Below are 16062 nucleotides of genomic sequence, written 5' to 3'. Positions count from 1 at the left end.
TGACCTCTCCCCGCATCCCCGCTAACGCGGCCGGGATTTCGGAATCGGCGCTCACGTCGGCACCCATGCGAATGCGGGCCTGTCCATTAGCACGCTAAGCATTGCATAGGTATGCAACGATGTCGCCAGGCAATGGAGAGGCGAAGCCAATGACCAAGGTTGTGATCGGGACCGACACCGTCGAGACGAAGGCGGACGTCGCCGAAAACTGGGGCACCGCCCAGCTTGTCGAGGATGCGATCCGCCACGGCGAAGGCCTGCTCGCCAAGGACGGCCCGATCGTTGTCGCGACCGGCAAGCACACCGGGCGCAGCGCCAAGGACAAGTTCATCGTCCAGGACGGCGAGACGCAGGACACCATCTGGTGGGGCAAGACCAACGTGCCGATGACGCCCGCGAATTTCGCGGCGCTCAAGGCCGACTTTCTCGCCCATCTTGCGGGCCGCGAGCGCGTCTATCGCCAGCAGCTGTTCGGCGGCTCGCAGCCCGAACATCGTGTCGCGGTGCAGGTCGTCACCGAATATGCGTGGCACAGCCAGTTCATTCGCACCTTGCTCTGCCGTCCGACCGACGCCGAGCTCGCGGCGTTCGCGGCCGAATATTCGATCATCGACCTGCCGAGCTTCCGCGCCGACCCGGCGAAGCACGGGACGCGTACCGAAACCGTCGTCGCGGTCAATTTTACCGAGAAGCTGATCCTGATCGGCGGCACCGCCTATGCCGGCGAGATGAAGAAGTCGGTGTTCGGCATCCTCAACTATCTGCTCCCCGTGAAGGGCGTGATGCCGATGCATTGCTCGGCGAACATCGGGCCGAAGGGCGACACGGCGGTCTTCTTCGGCCTGTCGGGCACCGGCAAGACCACCTTGTCGGCCGACGCCTCGCGCACGCTGATCGGCGACGACGAGCATGGCTGGTCGGACACCGCGGTCTTCAACTTCGAGGGTGGCTGCTACGCCAAGATGATCCGCCTCTCCGCCGAGGCGGAGCCCGAGATTTTCGCGACGACCAAGCGCTTCGGCACGGTGCTCGAAAATGTCGTGATCGATCCCGCGACGCGCGAGCTCGATTTCGACGATGCGAGCCTCGCCGAGAACAGCCGCGGCAGCTACCCGATCGACTTCATCCCGAACGCATCGGAAGCGAATATGGGGCCGGTGCCGCAGACGGTGATCATGCTCACCGCCGACGCTTATGGCGTGCTGCCCCCGATCGCGAAGCTGACCCCCGACCAGGCGATGTACCACTTCCTCTCGGGCTATACCGCGCGCGTCGCGGGGACCGAGATCGGCGTGACCGAGCCCGAGGCGACCTTCTCGACCTGCTTCGGCGCGCCCTTCATGCCGCGCCATCCGTCGGTTTATGGCAATCTGCTGAAAGAGCGCATCGCGAAGGGTGGGGTGCAGTGCTGGCTGGTCAACACCGGCTGGACCGGCGGCATGGCGACGATGGACGGGATCAGCCGGATGCCGATCAAGGCGACCCGCGCGCTGCTCAATGCCGCGCTCGACGGCAGCCTGAACGATGCCGAATTCCGCAAGGACCCGAACTTCGGCTTCGAATATCCGGTCGCGGTGCCGGGGGTCGACAGCGCGATCCTCGATCCGCGCGCGGCGTGGGCCGACAAGACGGCCTATGACCGCACCGCGCAAACGCTCGTCCAGCAATTCATCGACAATTTCGCGCAATTTGCGGATCACGTCGACGAAGGCGTCCGCCAGGCCGCACCGCAGGCGGCCGTCGCAGCCTGATTGACCCGGTCCTTCCGGGTGATCCATCACCCGGAAGGACCGGATTCATGACCACCGACTATAGCCCGCGCCTGTTCGAGCGCGACGAAGATGTAAGCGCGATCGGCACCGGCCTGCTCGCCTGCACCTTGCCGCGCGAGGCGTGGACGCACGAGGCGCATCTCGGCGCGTGCCTCTGGCTGCTCAGCGAGCGCCCCGACATCGACGTCGATGCCGAGATCGCAGGCATCATTCGCCGCTTCAACGAAAGCGTCGGCGGGGTGAACGACGACCGCCAAGGCTATCACGACAGCATCACCCGCGCCTATGTCGCGGGGGTGCGGCTGTTCCTGTCGGAGACGATGGAGACGGGTCTCGCGGCTCGCGCCAACGCGCTGTTGCTGTCGGACAAGGGCCGCCGCGACTGGCCGCTGCGCTTCTATAGCCGCGAGTTGCTCTTTTCGGTCGCGGCGCGGCAGGGGTTTGTGAAGCCGGATCTGGCGGCCTTGCCATAGGTCGTCATTGCGAGCGGAGCGAAGCAATCCAGAGCGGTTTACGCCATTCTGGATTGCCGCGTCGCTACGCTCCTCGCAATGACGAAGGGACTTACCCCTTCGCCCCCGCGATATATTCGTCGACATTCTTCGCCAGCACATCGAGCGGGACGTTGCCGCCCCTGACCACCGTGTCGTCGAAATCGCGCAGGTCGTATTTTCCGCCCAGCGCTGCCTGCGCCAGCCCGCGCTGGCGGACGATCTCGCTGTGCCCGACCTTGTAGCCGCAGGCCTGCCCGACCCAGCTGCAATAGCGATCGACCTCGCTCGCGACCTCGAGCGGGTTCGATCCGTTCTGCTTGACGAAGAAATCGACCCCCTGTTCGCGCGTCCAGCGCTTCGCATGGATGCCGGTATCGACGACGAGCCGGCAGGCGCGAAAGGCGAGCGACTGGAGATAGCCGAGCCGTCCGACCGCGAAATCGTCATAAAGGCCGAGCTCGTCGGCCAACTGCTCGGCATAGAGCGCCCAGCCTTCCGAATAGGCGTTGAACGCCAGCATCGTGCGGATCAGCGGCATCCTGTTCGCATATTCGCCCTGCCAGGCATGGCCGGGAATCGCCTCGTGCATCGCGAGGTCGGGGAGTGAATATTTGCTGTGAAGCTCGGTCGTGCGGAGGTTGATCCAGAAACGGCCGGGGGTGCTGCCGTCGATCGACCCGGCGCCGCCATAGGCGGCGGGCGCGCCGGGCTCCTCGGCGAGCGGGAGGCGTTTCACCTCGACATTGCCCTTCACCAGCGTGCGGAAGGCGCGTGGTAATTGCGCCCGGATCTTGCCGAGCCAGGTCTGGATATAGGCGACGATTTCGGCGCGTCCGGCATCGTTATCGGGGAATTTGAAGCGCGGGTCCTTCGCCAGCTCGTTCATCCGGTCGCCGACCGAGCCATTGGTGTAGCCGAGCTTTTTCAGGATCGGGTCCATCCGTCCGTGGAGGTCCGCAAGCTGCTCGCGGCCCATCGCATGGACCTCGTCGGGGGTCATGCGCGTCGTCGTCGAGGCGCGCAGCGCCCAGGCGTAGAATTCGTCGCCGTGCGGGCGCGCCCACATGCCGGCGTCCATCGTCGCCTTCGGGCGCTGCGCCTTGAGCTCTGCAAGCTGGCGTTCGAGCGCTGCCGCGACCGGCCCCTGCACGATCTTCGCCGACCGCGCTGACCAGTCGCCTGCGATTTTCGCCTCGCCGGTGCGGCGGACGAGGCTTTCGACCATCGATCCGCCCGCCTTTGCGTCGGCGATCGTCGCTTCCATCTGTTTGACCGCCTTGTCGATCAGGAAGGCGGGGGCGATCAGGCCCTGGCCGCCCGCGGCCTTCAGCCGGTCGGTCTCGCCGTCGAGCACGCCGGGGAAGGCATTGAGCCGCGAGAGATAGGCTTCGGCGTCGGCGGCATTCTTCACCGGATGATCGCTGTCGAGGAACTTCGGCACGTCGAGATAGGCGCCGACATTCTGGATCACGACATAGGGGGTGTTGCGCCAGCCGCCGACCGCGACGTCGCCATAGGGCTGTGCGAAGCCGTCGAGCGCGACGCTATAGGCGCTGTCGACGACCGCGAGGCTGGTGCGCGTGGCATGGTCGAGGCCGTCGGTCCGGACCGCGCGGACGCGCGCGAGATCGGCCTTCAGCGTGTCGGCCACCGCTTTCATGCCCGCGGCCGAGCGGTCGCCGAGCTTGCCGCGCATCGCGGCACGGTCGCCGGTGTCGATCCCGAGCGAAGTCGCGCCTTCGGGCGACAGCGCAAGGAGATTGCCGGCGATCGAGTCGAGCAGCGCGTCTGCCTCGCTCTTCGGCGCGGCCTGCAGCGCGGACGCCGGACTGATGAGCGCGGCGCCTGCGACGCCGGCGCCGAGCGTGGCGAGCGTCTGGCGGCGGCTGACGGGCCTGAAAAGCAGATTGGACACGGACGGGCTCCCTCGCGACTTTGTTTCTGTTGAAACCTGTCTAGGCGGAGAAGCGCGGCGGTCAACGAAAAGGGGCCGGGAGAGCCTGTGCCCGCCCGACCCCCGTCGAAAATATCCGCTGTCTATCAGTCGGTCAGGTCGGCGGGCACCTTGCCGCCGTTTGCTGCAAGCTCGCGCATCACCGCCTTGTGCAGCCAGATGTTCATGTCGGCGCTGCCGTCGAGCGCGCCGGTATAGCCGAGCTCCTGTGCGAGCGACTTGCGATTGTCGAGGCTCGAATCGATGCCGAGCAGCTTCATCAGGTCGACGATCGAGGTGCGCCAGTTGAGCGGCTGACCGGCGTTCGCCGCCTCGGCGGTCAGGATCGCATCGACATCGACCTCGGCGGCCGGTGCGGCAGCCGCGGCGGTCGCCATCGCGCTGGTCGCGGCGTCGAGTGCCGAACCGATCGGGCTGGGTGCCGCCGGGGCGGGTTCCGCCGCCTGCGCCTTGCCGAAGATGGCGTCCTTTATCTTGCCGAAAATGCTCATATTCTAACTCCCACTATAGGCGCGGCCCCGCCCGGACGCCGGTTGGATACGAGGCGAGTCGCAGGGCCGCAGGATGAACCTAGGCATCTGAGAATGACAGCGAAATGAATGCCTCCTCCTCGGCCCGCGGACTGCTATAACGGGCGGGCATCGGGCCGGTTCCATCCGCGCCCGCAGTGGGAGAATGACGCATGAATCTGTCCGATATCCTGACGCAGGCCGGCGGCATCGAATCGATGGCGAACCAGCTCGGCGTGTCGCCCGCGGTCGCCGCGCAGGGCGCCGAAGCGCTGCTGCCCGCGATCCTCGGCGGCTTCAAGACGCAGGCGCAGAACGCCGGCGGGATCGAGGGACTCGGCGGCCTGCTCGGCCAGCTCGGGGGCGGCGGCCTGCTCGACGCGGTGCTCGGGTCGCAGGCGACGCCGGTGCAGGCGGGCAACGACGTCCTCGGCCAGATCTTCGGGTCGAAGGACGTCAGCCGCACCGTCGCCGATCATGCCGCGGGGCAGACCGGGCTCGATTCGGGACTGCTCAAGCAGATGCTGCCGATCCTCGCGATGATGGTTGCGGGCTATCTGGCCAAGCAGGGCGGGCAGGGCCAGCAAGGCGGCGGTGGCGGCCTTGGCGACCTGATCGGCGGCGCGCTCGGCGGCGGCGGATCGGGCAGTCTCGGCGGAATGCTCGGCAGCGTTCTCGGCGGGGGCGCGAGCGCCGGTGGACTTGGCGGTCTCGGCAAGATGCTCGACATGGACGGCGACGGCAATCCGCTCGACGACATCATCGGCATGGCGGGGAAACTCAGGGGGTAGGCAACCTCCAAACATCTATCGCGTGTCCCCGCGAAGGCGGGGACCCATCTCCCGCCGGTTCGCCATAGCGCCGACCGAAGATGGACCAGTATCGGGTTGACCTTGCCCCGCATGGTCAAGGATCGTCCAGGGGGACGATCCGACCCGATGCTCCTTCGCGGGGGAACACGTTTTTTCAAATCGTGGCTGCTGCGACCTACGCTGCCATCAGGCGAATATCCTCGCGAAAGTCCGCGTCGCTGTCGATGCGGCCGCGCATGGGGGTGACGGCATTGTTGCCGTCACCATCGCCTTCCTCGAACAGCGCGCACGCCGCCTTGCCGCCGCGCGCGACGCTGTAGCGCTGCGTCACCTTGCCCGTCGGGCGGAACCCCAGCTTGCGGAGCACCGCGCCCGATGCGGGATTGTCGATGAAATGGCCGGCGCCGAGCTTCGGCAGGTTCATCGCGCGCGCGATGCGGACGAGCTGGCGCCCGGCCTCGGTCGCGAAGCCGAGACCCCAATAGGGGCGCGCGATCCAGTAACCCAGTTCGAGCGATCCCTCGGGGGCCGGCGCGATGCCACACCCGCCGACGAGACGTGGCGCGCCGCCGGTGCGCGCGAAGATCAGAAAGCGCGGCTGGTCCGGGTCGATCGGCAGGCTCAGGAATTTCTGCGCTTCCTCCTCGCCATAGGGCCAGGGCGCGCGCGACAGGTTCCGCACGACCGCTTCCTCGCCGATCGCACGCGCGAGAGCGGGGGCATCTTCCAGCCAGCCGGGCCGCAGCAACAGTCTTTCGGTACGCGCAAACATTTTCGTCACTCCCATTTGCCTGTCGCCGTGGCGCCAGATGGTGACGCTTTGACGACAGTCGATATGCGAGGGAGATGGATGGCCCTGTTTTCGCGCCAGAAATTCAAAGGGACCGATGGGGGTCCGGATTCCGGGCAAGAAAAAAGGGAGACCGGGGGCGACCCGTCTCCCTCTTTTCGAACTTTGTTTCCGCCTGGGCGGAAAGGACAGTTCCGGGTCGTCCCTTGGTGGACGACCCTGGAAGATCGTCCTTATTCGGCGGCTTCCGCCATGGCGTCGACCGACACATATTTGCGGCCAAGCTTGCCATCGTGGAATCGGACGCGGCCGTCGCTGGTGGCGAACAGGGTGTGATCCTTGCCCATGCCGACGTTGACGCCCGGGTACACCTTGGTCCCGCGCTGACGCACGATAATGTTGCCGCCGATCACTTCCTGACCGCCGAACTTCTTGACGCCAAGGCGCTTGGCTTGCGAGTCGCGACCGTTGCGCGACGAACCGCCTGCTTTCTTATGTGCCATGACCTAAACTCCTTGCTTCGCTTGAGGGGCCGAGCCGCGTTGCCGCGCTCAGGCTTCCTTCTTGGGGGCCGCCTTCTTGGCAGCGGGCTTCTTTTCGGCGGCTTCGGCCTTGGGGGCAGCGGCCTTGGGGGCAGCGGCCTTCTTCGGCGCAGCAGTCTTCTTTTCGGCGGCGGGCGCAGCAGCTTCAGCGGCCGGAGCGGTCTCGGTCCCCGCGACTTTGCTCGGGGCAGGCTGCGCGGCTTCCTTCTTCGGTGCGGCCTTCTTGGCATCGCCGACGGCGAGGATGCGCAGCAGCGTCAGCGACTGGCGGTGGCCGTTGCGGCGACGGTAGTTGTGCCGGCGGCGCTTCTTGAAGACGATGACCTTTTCGCCGCGAGTCTGGGCGATGATCTCGGCCGAAACGGTCAGACCCTTCGCATCCTTCACCTCGCCGCCGTCACCGGCCAGCAGGACGTCGCCCAGCGACACGGTGTCGCCGGCTTCACCTTCGATCTTCTCGACGGCGATCTTGTCTCCGGCGGCAACGCGATACTGCTTTCCGCCCGTGCGCACGATTGCGAACATGGTCTTCCATCCAATCAGAAACTAGAACACCCGCGCTGCCGGTCACCCGCCAAGGCAGGCGAATTTTCCAGCAAGCGGGAAAGACCGCGCCACTAGCGTTCAATCGCCAAGCTGTCAACCGCATATTTCCGTGCTTTTCGCGGAAAATCAGTGCGGAGGGGTCCTTGGTATCCGGCCCGCCGATTCGGCACTTGCTGCGATGCTCCCGCGCCCATATCAGGGAGTGTGATGACGCGCGCGCCTCTTTTCCTGTCCGTAGTCGCCACCCTGTCGCTTTCGGCCTGTGCCGGCGCGATCGGGAATGGCGAGCCCGCACCCTCGCTCGCGCATCGTCCGGTCGAGGGACGGTTCAACGTCGCCCCGCCCACCGTTGCGGTCACGCCGCCGGGGCCGCTGCCCGCCGATCTCGCCGGCCGGCTCGCGCGCTGGGAATCGGATGCGACGGCGGCGCAGCAGGCGTTCGCCGCCGAACGCGGCAATGCCGCCTCGCTCGTGTCCGCCGCCGCCGGTGCGCCGGTGGCGAGCGAGCGCTGGGTGGTGGCACAGCAGGCGATCTCGCGCCTCATCGCCGCGCGTGCGCCGCTGACCGGCGCGCTGGCCGACATCGACCGGCTCTATCTCGACCGCAGCATCGACGAGGCGGTCGATGGGCTCCCCGACATCTATGCGCTCCGCGATCGGCTGGCCGATACCGCGTCGGCGCAGGATGCGATCGTCGAGGCATTGAGCCGGCAACTGCCGGGGGAATAGACGCCACCTTCCCTTCGTCACCCCGGACTTGATCGGGGGTCCATTCGACGGTCGTGGTTATGGATGCCGGATCAGGTCCGGCATGACGATATTGGGGAAGCTGGCGTTACTGATTCAGTCCATGCTTCTTCAGCGCGTGGCGAATCTGATCGTAGCTCAGCCCCAAAGCCTCGGCCGCGACCTTCTGATTATAGCGGCAGCGCGCCATCGTGTCGGCGAGAATCTGTTTTTCATAGCCGTCGACCGCCGCGCGCAGGTCGCTGACCGGGCCCGAAGGCGGCGCGGACGGAGCCGCCGCTTCGTTTGCGGGAGCAGGGGCTGCGGGCGCGGGCGCTGCGGCGGGCTTGCTCGCCACCGGCTGCCAGGGACTCGCAAAGGGATCGAAGGTCAGCGCATCGACCGGCCGCGACGGGTCGGCCCAGCGGTAGATCGCGCGTTCGATCACGTTCCTCAGCTCGCGGACGTTGCCGGGCCAGTCGTGCCCTTCCATCGCGGCGAGCGCGCGCGGGCCGAAGCCCGGCCACTCGTCCCAGCCGAGCACCGCCGCCATGCGCTGGCCGAAGTAAGTGGCGAGCACCTCGATATCGCCCTCGCGCGCGCGCAGGGGCGGCAGGGTGATGACCTCGAACGACAGCCGGTCGAGCAGGTCGGCGCGAAACTTATTCGCCGCGACCAGTGCGGGCAGATGCTCGTTGGTCGCGGCGACGATGCGGACATCGACGCGCACGGGGCGCGACGCGCCGACGCGGGTGATCTCGCCATATTCGACCGCGCGCAGCAGCCGTTCCTGCGCGCCGCTCGACATCGTCGCAAGCTCGTCGAGAAACAATGTGCCGCCGTCGGCTTCCTCGAAACGCCCCGCGCGGCTGCGCGTCGCGCCGGTGAAGGCGCCCGCCTCGTGCCCGAAGAGCTCGGCCTCGATCAGCGTCTCGGGCATCGCGGCGCAGTTCAGGATGACATAGGGCTTGTCCCAGCGCGCCGACAGGCGGTGGAGGCGCTCGGCGATCAGCTCCTTGCCGGTGCCGCGCTCGCCGATGACGAGCACCGGCCGGTCGAGCGTCGCCGCCTGGCTCGCGCGTTCGACCGCGTCCTGGAAGGCTGCCGACTGGCCGATGAACTGCGTTTCGCGTTCCATTCCCAATCATTGGCAAAATTTCCCGCTGATTGGCAAGTCAAATCCGCGTCGAGGTCGATTTGCGAGTGAAGTTGGGCGCTTTTCCGCCGGTTTCGTCAATTGGCACGGCTTCTGCAAAGTATTGGATGAACCGGCGCAAAAAGCTCCGGTGCAGCGAAAAACAGGAAGGTTGACCCATGAAGACGATGTTTGCCCAGGCTACCACCTTCGCGCTTACCGCGGTCGGCGCGCTTGCCATCTTCGTCGGCGTGATCGACCAGCCCAAGCTCGTTTACGACGCCGCTGCAGCCACCCCGGCGGTCAGCCATCTGGCCTGACCGAACACTGGTGCCGGGGCTCTCTCCCCCCTTGCCCCGCCCCGGCACCAGCCATTTTACAGGACCAAATTTCGACAGGAGTTTCCCAATGGGTATTTTCTCACGCACCCGCGACATCATCGCCGCCAACGTCACCGACCTGCTCGACCGTGCCGAGGACCCCGAAAAGATGATCCGCCAGATCATCTTCGAGATGAACGAGACGCTCGTCGAGGTGCGCGCCTCGGCCGCCCGCACGATCGCGGACCAGAAGGAGATGCGCCGCCACATCGCCAAGCTCGAAAGCCTGCAGGACAGCTGGAAGGAAAAGGCCGAACTCGCGCTGTCGAAGGACCGCGAGGACCTCGCCACCGCCGCGCTCGTCGAGAAGCAGAAGGCCGGCGACATGGCCGACAAGCTGAAGGCCGAGATCGCCGTCCTCGACGATGCGCTCCAGGGCTATGAAGCCGACATCGCCAAGCTGCAGAAGAAATTGAGCGAAGCGCGCGCGCGCCAGTCGAGCGTCGTCAACCGCCTCGAGAGCGCCGAGAATCGCTACAAGCTGCGCGAGATGACCAACGGCGACCGCGTCGAGGATGCCTTCTCGCGCTTCGAGATCCTCGAACGCCGCGTCGACGAGGCCGAAGGCCGCGCCGATGCGCTGGGCCTCGGCTACAAGAAGTCGCTCGACGAGGAGATCGCCGAGCTGCAGGCCGCCGACAAGGTCGCCGACGAGCTCGCCGCGCTGAAGGCCGCGCAGGGCAAGAAGTAAGGAGCCGGACCGATGGAAGAGATCATCATCGTCCCGATCGTCATCGGAACCCTCTTCCTCGGTCTGCCCTGGCTGATCCTCCACTACATCACCAAGTGGAAACAGGCCAAGACGCTGACCGGAGAGGACGAGCAACTGCTCGACGAACTGTATGACACGGCGCGCCGGCTCGAAAACCGCCTGCACACCGTCGAACGCATCATCAGCGCCGACCATCCCGATTTCCGCCCTGCGGTTCGGAGCGATGAAGAGCTGGCGCAGCTTGAAAACATAAACCGGAGGAACTGAGATGTCTGCCAGCCGCACGAAATTCTATCTCGACAAGCAGAACGCCAAATGGAGCGGCGTGTGCGCGGGGATCGCGGATTATAGCGGGATCGACGCGCTCTGGGTCCGGGTCGGCGCGGTGCTGCTGACCCTGATGGGCGGCTTTCCCTGGACGCTGATCGCCTATTGGCTGGTCGCCTGGATGGGCACGCCCAAGCCCTTCGCGCTTTACGGTTCGCAGGAGGAAGCGAAGTTCTGGCAGGGCGTGCGCTCGAACCCCAGCGCCTCGACCCGTGACATCCGCTCGCGCTTCCGCGACATCGATCGCCGGCTTGCCGACATCGAGCTTTACTACACCAGCCACAACTGCCGGCTCGCCGACGAGATCGACGCTCTCCGGTAATCGGGCCGACCGGAAGCAACAGGGAGAAAGAACATGAATTTCGGTGGCCCCCTCTTCGTCCTCGCCATCATCGCCCTGTCGATCGGCGGCTGGATGTTCACCACCTGGATCAGGGCCAAGCACGGCTATCCCGTTGAGAATGAATGGGGCGGTACGGTTCATCGAACCGATGTCGACGCTGATCGAAAAATCGCGCTGCTCTCGGACGAGAATGCCAGGCTCGTCGGCCAGATCGGCCGGCTCGAGGAACGCATCTCGGTGCTCGAACGCATTGCGACCGAAAATCACGGCCAGGCCGCGCAGCTCGCCGACCAGATCGACCGTCTGCGCTGATAGGAATAGTCATGGACAATATGGATCTGATTAAAGTCATAGCGCCGATCGCCACGATCCTGGGGATTCTCGCGATTGGCGGCTGGGTCTTCACCACCTGGCTGCGCGTCAAGAACGGCTATCCGCTCGAGAATAGCTGGGGCAAGGCGGTCTATCCCAGGACCAGCGACGAGGCGATGGAGCGCGTCAAGCTGGCCGCCCAAGAAAATGCCCAGCTGCGTGCCGAACTCGGTTCGGTGAAGGATCGCCTCGCGGTGGTCGAACGCATCGTCACCGACGAAGGCCACCGGCTGAGCCACGAGATCGAGGCGCTGCGGCGCCCGTCGAACTGAGGAAAATGACATGGAAGACATGGTCTATGCCCTGATCCCGCTTGCCCCGTTCATCGTCGGCGGCCTGTTTATCTGGACCAAGCATCAGCAGAAGATGATCGAGAAGCAGTCCGAGATGACCGCCGAAAAAGCGGCGCAATATGCGGCGCAGACCGAACGTCTCGAAGCCCGCGTCCGCGTCCTCGAACGCATCGTCACCGACAAGGGCATCGATGTCGCGGACGAGATCGAAAAGCTGCGCGACGCGCCGCTCAACTGAACCCTTTTACCGACCAACGACAAGATAATCGGAAGGAGCCTCCCATGAACCCGTTTGAAATGGTCATCGGCATCGTCCTGATCGTGACCATCGGCAGTATCGTCCGCGCCAAATACGGCGTGCGCCGCGACCGCCGCGGCAATGAATATTTCGTCGGCAATGCCGGAAACGATGCCGAGACCAAGGCACTGCAGGCCGAGATTCGTGCCCTTAAGGACCGCATCCAGGTCCTCGAACGCATCGCCACCGACGGCAACCGTGCCGCGAGCCTCGACGAGGAAATCGAGCGCCTGCGCGACCGGTCGCTTCCTTAAGCCTATGAGACGAAGAAGGAGCCGGACATGGGCACCATCACTTCCGACCTCGCCACGAACCTGATCACCGCCGCGATCGCGTTGAGCGCACTGACCATCGTCAGCCTCGTCGCATTGCGCGGCTGGCGCGACTGGATCCAGCTGAAGCGCGAGGAACTCGCTGCGGGCCACGCCCCCGCGGCGCAGGATGCCGCGGTGCCGCACGCCGGCTCGCGGATCGAGATCGCCGACCTCAAGGAGCGCCTCCGCAAGCTCGAGGCGATCGCGGCGGGGGTCGATCTCTAAAACGTCCAACCATATCCGCGTCATTGCGAACGGAGTGAAGCAATCCAGAGTGATGTGTACGGCTCTGGATTGCTTCGCTCCGCTCGCAATGACGATATGGGGATGATGAAGCGGTCATCCTCTTTCCCTTCCGTGCAGTTTCTGCCACGGCCGTGCCATGCGCAGCCTTGACGACATCTTCGAAGAATATGATTTTCTCGACGGCGACGATCGCTATCGTCTGCTGATCGAGCTCGGCCGCGAACTGGAGCCGATGCCCGATGCGCTCAAGACCGACGCGACGCTTGTGCGCGGCTGCTCGGCGAGCGTCTGGGTCTATCCGGTGCCGCGGGACGACGGCCGGCTCCACTTCCTCGCCGACAGCAATGCTGCGATCACCAAGGGGATCGTCGCGCTCGTCCTCGCTGCGGTGCAGGATCGGCCCGCCGTCGAGGTGGCGGACATGGACGTCGCCGCCGCGCTCGCGCCCTTCGACCTGACGCGCCAGCTCTCATCGAACCGGACGCAGGGCGTCCCCAACATGATCGCGCTGGTCCGGGACACGGCGCGGCGGATTGCGGCGGACTGACGTCCGCGCCGTACCGGCACAATCGATGTTCGATCGGCCATGAAAAAGGGCGCGGGAGTTTCCTCCCGCGCCCGATTTCGTGATCGTGCGTGCAGCTTAGAAGCCGACGACGAGCGAGCCGATGAAGGTCCGCGGCGAACCGATCTGGACGAACGGCGGCGACGTCGTGCTGAACGTCGTGCCGTTGTAGCTCCGGATCTGGCCGAGGGCACCGTCGAAGCCGCCGACATAGACCTTGTCGAACACGTTCAGGACGTTGAACTGCAGATAGGTCTTGTCGTTCAGACCCGCCCATTCGAGGCTGACCCGCGCGTCGAGGTCGACGAGCGTATAGGCCGGAGCCTTGGCGCCATAGACCTGCGTCGCATTGGCGCCCGTCGCCGAGCTCACCGTGAAGATCGGGAGGTTGGTGTCGTAGACATAGCGCGGGCCGGTGCGCTTGGCCTGGACGCCCAGCTCGACCGGACCGATGCGGCCGTTCACGCGTCCGCCGAAGGTGTAGACCGGCGAACCCGATTCTCGCTTTCCGGCAGTCGGCGCGAAGATCGGGGTGTTGGCGGCCGTCTGGGCAGCGGTGCAGCCCAGCGCGATGCTCGTGTTCGCCGCCGTCGCGGTGGAGCAGATGCCGACCTGGACGTCGTCCTTGATCTTCGACTTCAGATACGAACCGAAGAGGTAGAGCGACACTTCGGAGATCGGGCTGTAGGCGATGCTGCCGTCGATGCCGTATTTGGTCACCTTGCCGAGGTTCCGATAGACGTTGCGGTCGGTTTCGGGATCGTAGGACGAGGCAAGACGGTTGGTGTAGTTCGTATACCAGCCCGAAAGCTGCGCCTGGATCTTGCCCGAACGATAGCGGACGCCGAGGTCGAAATTGTCGGTCGTTTCGGGCTTCGGGTTGGCCTGTTCGCTGGTCGGGTCGAAGAAGAAGGAGTTGTACAGATTGTCCGTACCCGGAACCTGAATGCCCTTCGAATAGTTGGCGAACACGCTGGCCTGCGGCGTGATGTCATAGACAAGGCCGAGGTTCGGCAGGATGCGGTCATATTTCAGAACGCGGCGCTGCGGACCCTGAACGGTCGGATTGGCGGTTGCATAGGCGGCTGCCGCGGTGGTGTTCGTGCCGAAGCAGTTGAGAACGCCCGACGCATCCTTGGTGAAGCAATAATTGTTGAGGTCGCGCTTGAAGAAGGGAGCGCGGACGCCCGCCGACACGGTAAGTGCGCCAAATTCGCCGCGATATTCACCCGAAACCTGATTCAGGATCGCGAGCGATTTGCGATCGCGCTTCTGCAGGATATTTCCGACACCATCGGTGATCGGATCGTTGATCGGGAAAACGTCGAACGGACGGCCGTCCAACTGCAGGAAGCCGGCGGGGCCGGTCTGGCGGTGGCGCGCGCGATCGAGGCTGTATGCGACACGAACGGTGTGGAAGTCGTTGATGTCGTAACGCAGCGACGCGATCACGCCGTAGCGGTTGGTCTGCGTCTGGCTGGGAGCGAGAACGCGAACGAGGTCGAGCGTGTCACCGTCGCCGTTGAGGTCGCGACCGGCATAAAACTGCGTCGCCGACGAAGAGGAGGCGCCGATATAACCGGTGCGCGGCTGGCCGCCGATCGTCGTGAAGCCTTCCGATGCGATCAGTGTGCCGCCGCCATTCGCCTTGGTGTACTGATAGCTCGGATCGACCGTCAGGACGAGGCCGTCCGACAGGGTGAAGCGCGAATTGACGCGGATATTGCCGGTGTTCGACGGGTTGTAACGTTCGTCGAACGAGCTGCCGCACGAATTGGTGCTATCGGCGACGCCAGCGCGCGCGGCGGGAATCTGGCAGCGCGCGATCACATAATCGCGGTCGTCACGGGTCAGCGGGAAGCCGCTGGGCGCGGCGCGGTCGTTACGCAGCGCGACCGAGCCGAAGAAATTGTTGCGGTTCTGGTTATAGTGGCCCGAAACCGAGACGAAGTCGCCATTGTCGCCGATCGGCTGATACAGCTTTGCATTATACTGCTGCTTGCTGATCTTGCCCTTGTGCGCAAGGACCCCGCCAATGTCCTCCGACCCGAAAACGGTGCGGTTCGTGGCCGAGCTGGCCGACACGAACAGGCGGGTGCCCCACGGGGTGAAATTGCCGGTATCGACCATGCCGAAGACGCGGAAGAAGTTGAAATCGCCGGCGGAGCCGACCAGCTTCACGCCGAAATCTTCGCTGGGATTGCGGGTGCGATAGTTGACGGTCGAACCCGATGCGGCGGCCGTGGGGCTGTCGACGTCGGTCGAGCCGAGATTGACATTGACCTGCTCGATCAGTTCGGGGTCAAGCTGCTGGTTCGAATAGAGCGCATAGTTGCCCGAATCGTTCAGCGGAATACCGTCGAAGGTCTGGCTGATGCGGGTGTTGTCGAAGCCGCGGATCGACATTTTGCCGCCGGCCGAGCCGAACGGGTCGTTGTTCTGGAAGCTGACGCCCGGAACCAGATTGATGATGTCGTTGACGGTTTGACCCGGTGCCTGGCGACCGATGATTTCCTGGCCCAGGACCGATTTGGCCTTCGACGTGTCGGGCGACTGAATCCCGGCGACGTCGGTCGCGCGCGATCCCGTGACGACGATGTCGTTCTCGAAATCGACCGAGCCCGTCGACTGGGCGAAGGCGGGGGTGGAAAGCAGCGCGACCGGAATCAGCGCAGCGCTGGCGGCAAGCGTATGACGGAATTTCATGTCAGGATGTCCCCTTGGGTGGTACAATCGGCTGGCGCACGACAAAGGGCGCGCTTGACCTGCGAGCGCCCCTGAAGCCCGCATGTGGCACGATTGTGACAGCAATTGTGACAGTGCAAGCCGCGCTTGGGCGCGGAAGCGGAAGGGGGCCGAAAAAGCGCGAATTTGCGTTGATAGGCTGAAATTATCCACAGAAGCGGTTGCGTTTTTCTCGGCAACTGTTGCT

At 65.0% G+C, this 16062-nt stretch carries 21 protein-coding genes; 14 read left to right on the top strand and 7 right to left on the bottom strand.

Annotated elements, in window-relative coordinates:
* Positions 1-149: 149 nt before the first annotated feature.
* Together ACE3SL_RS12795 and ACE3SL_RS12790 are read left to right on the top strand one after the other, a co-directional pair.
* Complete coding sequence (locus ACE3SL_RS12795; RefSeq protein WP_374526125.1) at positions 150-1751, top strand: phosphoenolpyruvate carboxykinase; 1602 nt, start codon at positions 150-152, stop codon at positions 1749-1751.
* Positions 1752-1798: 47 nt separating this feature from the next.
* Positions 1799-2245: a hypothetical protein gene (locus ACE3SL_RS12790; RefSeq protein WP_374526124.1), complete on the top strand. Its 447-nt coding sequence runs from the start codon at positions 1799-1801 to the stop codon at positions 2243-2245.
* Positions 2246-2336: 91 nt separating this feature from the next.
* Here ACE3SL_RS12790 and ACE3SL_RS12785 read toward each other — a convergent pair whose 3' ends face one another.
* Together ACE3SL_RS12785 and ACE3SL_RS12780 are read right to left on the bottom strand one after the other, a co-directional pair.
* A complete protein-coding gene (locus ACE3SL_RS12785; RefSeq protein ID WP_374526123.1) occupies positions 2337-4181 on the bottom strand; it encodes a DUF885 family protein in 1845 nt (614 codons plus the stop codon).
* A 125-nt stretch (positions 4182-4306) separates the two neighbouring features.
* Positions 4307-4711: a DUF3597 domain-containing protein gene (locus ACE3SL_RS12780; RefSeq protein ID WP_374526122.1), complete on the bottom strand. Its 405-nt coding sequence runs from the start codon at positions 4709-4711 to the stop codon at positions 4307-4309.
* A 191-nt stretch (positions 4712-4902) separates the two neighbouring features.
* On the opposite strand from ACE3SL_RS12780, the gene ACE3SL_RS12775 reads away from it, so the two are divergent.
* On the top strand, positions 4903-5520 hold the full coding sequence (locus tag ACE3SL_RS12775; RefSeq protein WP_374526121.1) for a DUF937 domain-containing protein: 618 nt from the start codon (positions 4903-4905) through the stop codon (positions 5518-5520).
* 196 nt (positions 5521-5716) lie between these two features.
* Here the strand turns inward: ACE3SL_RS12775 and ACE3SL_RS12770 are convergent, their stop codons facing one another.
* From ACE3SL_RS12770 to rplU, 3 genes are all read right to left on the bottom strand, one after another.
* Positions 5717-6313, bottom strand: coding sequence for a GNAT family N-acetyltransferase (locus tag ACE3SL_RS12770; RefSeq protein ID WP_374526120.1), 597 nt, complete (start codon positions 6311-6313; stop codon positions 5717-5719).
* A gap of 251 nt (positions 6314-6564) precedes the next feature.
* The gene (rpmA, locus tag ACE3SL_RS12765) at positions 6565-6834 is read right to left on the bottom strand and encodes a 50S ribosomal protein L27 (RefSeq protein WP_297664499.1); all 270 of its coding nucleotides are present in this window, start codon (positions 6832-6834) and stop codon (positions 6565-6567) included.
* A gap of 48 nt (positions 6835-6882) precedes the next feature.
* Complete coding sequence (gene rplU / locus ACE3SL_RS12760) at positions 6883-7398, bottom strand: 50S ribosomal protein L21 (RefSeq protein WP_374526119.1); 516 nt, start codon at positions 7396-7398, stop codon at positions 6883-6885.
* Positions 7399-7626: 228 nt separating this feature from the next.
* Here rplU and ACE3SL_RS12755 point away from each other — a divergent pair, with 228 nt between their 5' ends.
* Entirely contained in the window at positions 7627-8148 is a 522-nt protein-coding gene (locus tag ACE3SL_RS12755; protein WP_374526118.1) for a hypothetical protein, read from the top strand.
* A 106-nt stretch (positions 8149-8254) separates the two neighbouring features.
* Here the strand turns inward: ACE3SL_RS12755 and pspF are convergent, their stop codons facing one another.
* On the bottom strand, positions 8255-9283 hold the full coding sequence (gene pspF, locus ACE3SL_RS12750) for a phage shock protein operon transcriptional activator (RefSeq protein ID WP_374526117.1): 1029 nt from the start codon (positions 9281-9283) through the stop codon (positions 8255-8257).
* A gap of 176 nt (positions 9284-9459) precedes the next feature.
* Between pspF and ACE3SL_RS12745 the strand changes: the two genes are divergently transcribed.
* From ACE3SL_RS12745 to ACE3SL_RS12700, 10 genes are all read left to right on the top strand, one after another.
* Entirely contained in the window at positions 9460-9600 is a 141-nt protein-coding gene (locus ACE3SL_RS12745; RefSeq protein ID WP_374526116.1) for a hypothetical protein, read from the top strand.
* A gap of 88 nt (positions 9601-9688) precedes the next feature.
* On the top strand, positions 9689-10351 hold the full coding sequence (gene pspA / locus ACE3SL_RS12740; RefSeq protein WP_374526115.1) for a phage shock protein PspA: 663 nt from the start codon (positions 9689-9691) through the stop codon (positions 10349-10351).
* Between the two features lie 12 nt (positions 10352-10363).
* The gene (gene pspB, locus ACE3SL_RS12735; protein WP_350030630.1) at positions 10364-10639 is read left to right on the top strand and encodes an envelope stress response membrane protein PspB; all 276 of its coding nucleotides are present in this window, start codon (positions 10364-10366) and stop codon (positions 10637-10639) included.
* A 1-nt stretch (position 10640) separates the two neighbouring features.
* Positions 10641-11021 carry an envelope stress response membrane protein PspC gene (pspC, locus tag ACE3SL_RS12730; protein WP_374526114.1) on the top strand — a complete coding sequence of 127 codons (381 nt, stop codon included), beginning with the start codon at positions 10641-10643 and terminating at the stop codon, positions 11019-11021.
* A gap of 33 nt (positions 11022-11054) precedes the next feature.
* Entirely contained in the window at positions 11055-11354 is a 300-nt protein-coding gene (locus ACE3SL_RS12725) for a hypothetical protein (RefSeq protein WP_374526113.1), read from the top strand.
* Positions 11355-11365: 11 nt separating this feature from the next.
* Positions 11366-11686, top strand: coding sequence for a hypothetical protein (locus tag ACE3SL_RS12720; RefSeq protein ID WP_374526112.1), 321 nt, complete (start codon positions 11366-11368; stop codon positions 11684-11686).
* Positions 11687-11696: 10 nt separating this feature from the next.
* Complete coding sequence (locus tag ACE3SL_RS12715) at positions 11697-11945, top strand: hypothetical protein (protein WP_374526111.1); 249 nt, start codon at positions 11697-11699, stop codon at positions 11943-11945.
* Between the two features lie 44 nt (positions 11946-11989).
* A complete protein-coding gene (locus ACE3SL_RS12710) occupies positions 11990-12259 on the top strand; it encodes a hypothetical protein (protein WP_374526110.1) in 270 nt (89 codons plus the stop codon).
* Between the two features lie 27 nt (positions 12260-12286).
* A complete protein-coding gene (locus tag ACE3SL_RS12705) occupies positions 12287-12544 on the top strand; it encodes a hypothetical protein (RefSeq protein ID WP_374526109.1) in 258 nt (85 codons plus the stop codon).
* Positions 12545-12701: 157 nt separating this feature from the next.
* Positions 12702-13112: a SufE family protein gene (locus ACE3SL_RS12700; protein WP_374526108.1), complete on the top strand. Its 411-nt coding sequence runs from the start codon at positions 12702-12704 to the stop codon at positions 13110-13112.
* Positions 13113-13208: 96 nt separating this feature from the next.
* Here the strand turns inward: ACE3SL_RS12700 and ACE3SL_RS12695 are convergent, their stop codons facing one another.
* Complete coding sequence (locus ACE3SL_RS12695) at positions 13209-15836, bottom strand: TonB-dependent receptor (RefSeq protein WP_374526107.1); 2628 nt, start codon at positions 15834-15836, stop codon at positions 13209-13211.
* Positions 15837-16062 lie beyond the last annotated feature (226 nt).

Source organism: Sphingopyxis sp. (assembly GCF_041916015.1).
In the GTDB taxonomy this organism is placed as follows: Bacteria; Pseudomonadota; Alphaproteobacteria; order Sphingomonadales; family Sphingomonadaceae; genus Sphingopyxis.
The sequence above is the reverse complement of the archived record's forward strand: the minus strand, read 5'-3'. Positions and strand labels throughout refer to the sequence as shown.